The 2792-nt window shown below is 64.7% G+C and carries 4 protein-coding genes; 2 read left to right on the top strand and 2 right to left on the bottom strand.

Annotated elements, in window-relative coordinates; translation table 11 throughout:
* The coding region (locus EN893_RS27430) for a methylphosphotriester-DNA--protein-cysteine methyltransferase family protein (RefSeq protein ID WP_164901151.1) at positions 1–377 on the bottom strand (377 nt) is incomplete at its 3' end.
* Between the two features lie 102 nt (positions 378–479).
* Here EN893_RS27430 and EN893_RS27425 point away from each other — a divergent pair.
* The gene (locus EN893_RS27425) at positions 480–692 is read left to right on the top strand and encodes a transcriptional regulator (protein WP_127269684.1); all 213 of its coding nucleotides are present in this window, start codon (positions 480–482) and stop codon (positions 690–692) included.
* A 10-nt stretch (positions 693–702) separates the two neighbouring features.
* Here EN893_RS27425 and EN893_RS27420 read toward each other — a convergent pair whose 3' ends face one another.
* Positions 703–1152 carry an ester cyclase gene (locus EN893_RS27420; RefSeq protein ID WP_127269678.1) on the bottom strand — a complete coding sequence of 150 codons (450 nt, stop codon included), beginning with the start codon at positions 1150–1152 and terminating at the stop codon, positions 703–705.
* Positions 1153–1401: 249 nt separating this feature from the next.
* On the opposite strand from EN893_RS27420, the gene EN893_RS27415 reads away from it, so the two are divergent.
* A partial coding sequence (locus tag EN893_RS27415) for a diguanylate cyclase (RefSeq protein ID WP_128361928.1) occupies positions 1402–2792 on the top strand: 1391 nt, incomplete at its 3' end.

Genomic DNA, 2792 nt, shown 5'->3' with positions numbered 1-2792 from the left:
AAATAACCGGCGCTGCGGCCGGCGGCATCAGCCAGTTCAGCGAGCGACGGTTCTTCCTGGCTCTGCTCGATCCTGCGGCAAGCAGCGGCGACCATCGCCGCGTTGCCGGCCTCGAGCGACGGGCCATCCGGGTCGCAGCGCCGGCACGGGCGAAAGCCGGTGGCCCTGGCCTGATCGAGCGTGTCGTGCAATTGCACATTTTTCGGATTGGCGCGCCGAGACGGGCAGGAAGGCCGGCAATAGACACCGGTCGTCGCCACCGAATACCAGAATGCGCCGTCGGCCGACTTGTCGCGCGCGACGATTCGCGCCCAGCGCGGATCGTCGGCGGCTTGCAGCGGCGTGGATTTCAGATTCTTGGCCAGGGTGATGAACATGGCCGCATTGAAGCCGCCAAAGGCCGGCCTCGCCACCCGTTTCTTGACAAGGGTCAGGAGGGTGCAAGCCTGTTCGTCGGCACGCACAAAGAGTATGGTGTGATGGAAAACATTCGACCCATTAAGACCGAAGCCGATTACGATTGGGCGATCGCCGAAATCACTAAATATTTCGAAAATGAGCCGGAGGTCGGCTCTCGCGATGGTGACCGGTTCGACGTTCTCGCAACTCTGATCGAGGCCTATGAGGACAAGCACTATCCGATCGAAGCCGCCGATCCCGTTGAAGGTGGGCCATCGCCTGGACGGCGATAGCCCTTTCGAATCAGGCAGCCTTCATCAAGCCGAGCTGGGTGAGGGCGGCGACGCCGTCATCGAGGCCGATCTCCTCGACGATCCTGCCGTCGACCACCTTCAGCACCGTGGTGCCGGTGAAACGCATCGTGCGGCCGGTGGCGGCCGGCAGCGAGCCGGCGAGGAAATCGCCGAAGGCCGGGCCGGTATGCGTGCCGCCGCCCTCCCACTGGCCGACGACATAGTCGCCCTCGGCAATCAGGTCGGCCGTGGCCCAGAAGCTGAGGTCCGGGAAGGCGGCGCGGAAGCCGCTCATGAAGGCCTTGATTTCGTCGCGGCCGCGGCGCGGCTCGTGCAGCGAGTATTTCAGCAGCATGTCGGGTGCCGCGATGTCGTCGACGACGGACAGGTCGCAGCTTTCACCCCAGAAGTCGGTGAACCATCTGACGACGACGGCCTTGTTGTCTTCTTGTCTGGTCATTGGAAGATCCTCTTGTCTCTGCAATGTGATCATCGGCGCCGCCGATGATCCGGGATCACCGGATTGGCCGATGACCTGGAGCCATGACTAGGAACATCCGGCCGATGCGAAACTCCGGTTCTTGCCGGCCAATCGAAGAGCAGAGGCGGCAGGTGAGGAGCCAACAAAGCAGCCCGCCATCGCCGTGGTAACTGTTTCTTCTCTGGTTTTGCCGCAGATTGCCCTGCGGTGGAGCAGGCGAAGCAGACGATGGCGCGTCAGGGCAAGAAAAGTCGCAATGGAACGTTCTGGGCCAAGGCCCTGGAGCGCGCCCATCTTGGTGTCTGGGACTGGGATCTTGTAACCGGCGACTGCTTCTATTCCGCGACCTGGGCGCGGATGCTGGGCTACGATGAGAGCGAACTTGCCAACACCAGCGACCTGTGGCTGCAACTGACCCATCCCGACGACCGCGAGCGGGCGCTGGCCAGCGGCGACCGCCACATTGCCGGCCTGACCGACGCCATCGAGACCGAATTGCGGCTGAAGCACAAGCAGGGACACTGGGTGTGGGTGCTCGATCGCGGCGGCGCCGTCGAGCGCGACGCGATGGGAAAGCCGCTCAGGCTGCTGGGTGTGCAGACCGACATCTCCAAGCAGAAGGCGGCCGAAGCCGAACTCGAGCAGGTCAATGTGCGCTTCCGCCTGGCGCTTGCCGCCAGCGGTACCGGCATCTGGCACCACGACCTCGCCACCGGCAAAAGCTATTGGGACGAACGCACCAGGGAGATTTTCGGGCTTGTCTCCGACACCGCCGAAGTCGAGCGCGACCACTGGTTCGGCTATCTGCATCCGGACGATAAGGAGGCCGCGTCGCGCGCGCATCTGGTGCCGCTCGAAACGGACAAGGTCACCGCCGTGCAATACCGCATCGTCCGGCGCGACGGAGAGGTCCGGCACATAGAATCCCTGCTGCGTTTCATCGCCGACCCGCAAATCCCGGACCGCCGGCTGGCGGGGCAGATCCTGGGCACGGTGCGCGACATCACCGAAGACAAGCAGCGCGAGCAGGAGCTTGCCTATGCGGCCCGCCATGACGCGCTCACCGGTCTCTTGAACCGCGCCGCGTTCGACCGGCTGCTGGCCGATCACATCGCGGCCCCGCAGTTGCTGCCGCTTTCCGTGTTCTACGTCGATCTCGACTACTTCAAGGCGCTCAACGATTTTGCCGGCCACGCGGCCGGCGACCTGGCACTGAAAAGCGTTGCCCTAGGCATTCTGGGCTGCCTTCCCCCGACGGCGCATGCCGCGCGCCTGGGCGGTGACGAGTTCGCGCTGCTGATGCCCAATTGCAATACGGCGCAGGCCGGGCGGCTGGCCGACGCGGTACTTGCCGCGGTTCGCGATGCCGAACTAGGATCGACGGCCACGTCGCGCAAGCTGGCGGCCTCGATCGGCATCGCTTTCGTCGATGACGCCAACACGACGGTGGCCGACGCGCTGGCCTGCGCCGACGACGCCTGCTACGCGGCCAAGGCCGCCGGGCGGAACCGATTTGCCGTCTTCTCCACCGATACGGCATCGGGTTCGGGTGGCCTCAACGCGGCGCGCGTCGTCGCCGATACGGTCGATGCCATGGAAGACGGAAGGCTGACGCTGTT

The organism is Mesorhizobium sp. M7A.F.Ca.CA.004.04.2.1 (assembly GCF_004022825.1).
Taxonomy (GTDB): domain Bacteria; phylum Pseudomonadota; class Alphaproteobacteria; order Rhizobiales; family Rhizobiaceae; genus Mesorhizobium.
The sequence above is the reverse complement of the archived record's forward strand: the minus strand, read 5'-3'. Positions and strand labels throughout refer to the sequence as shown.

Coding starts and splice junctions, on each gene's coding strand:
- EN893_RS27425 (WP_127269684.1), top strand. CDS start 480: ATGGAAAACATTCGACCCATTAAGACCGAAGCCGATTACGATTGGGCG.
- EN893_RS27420 (WP_127269678.1), bottom strand. CDS start 1,152: ATGACCAGACAAGAAGACAACAAGGCCGTCGTCGTCAGATGGTTCACC.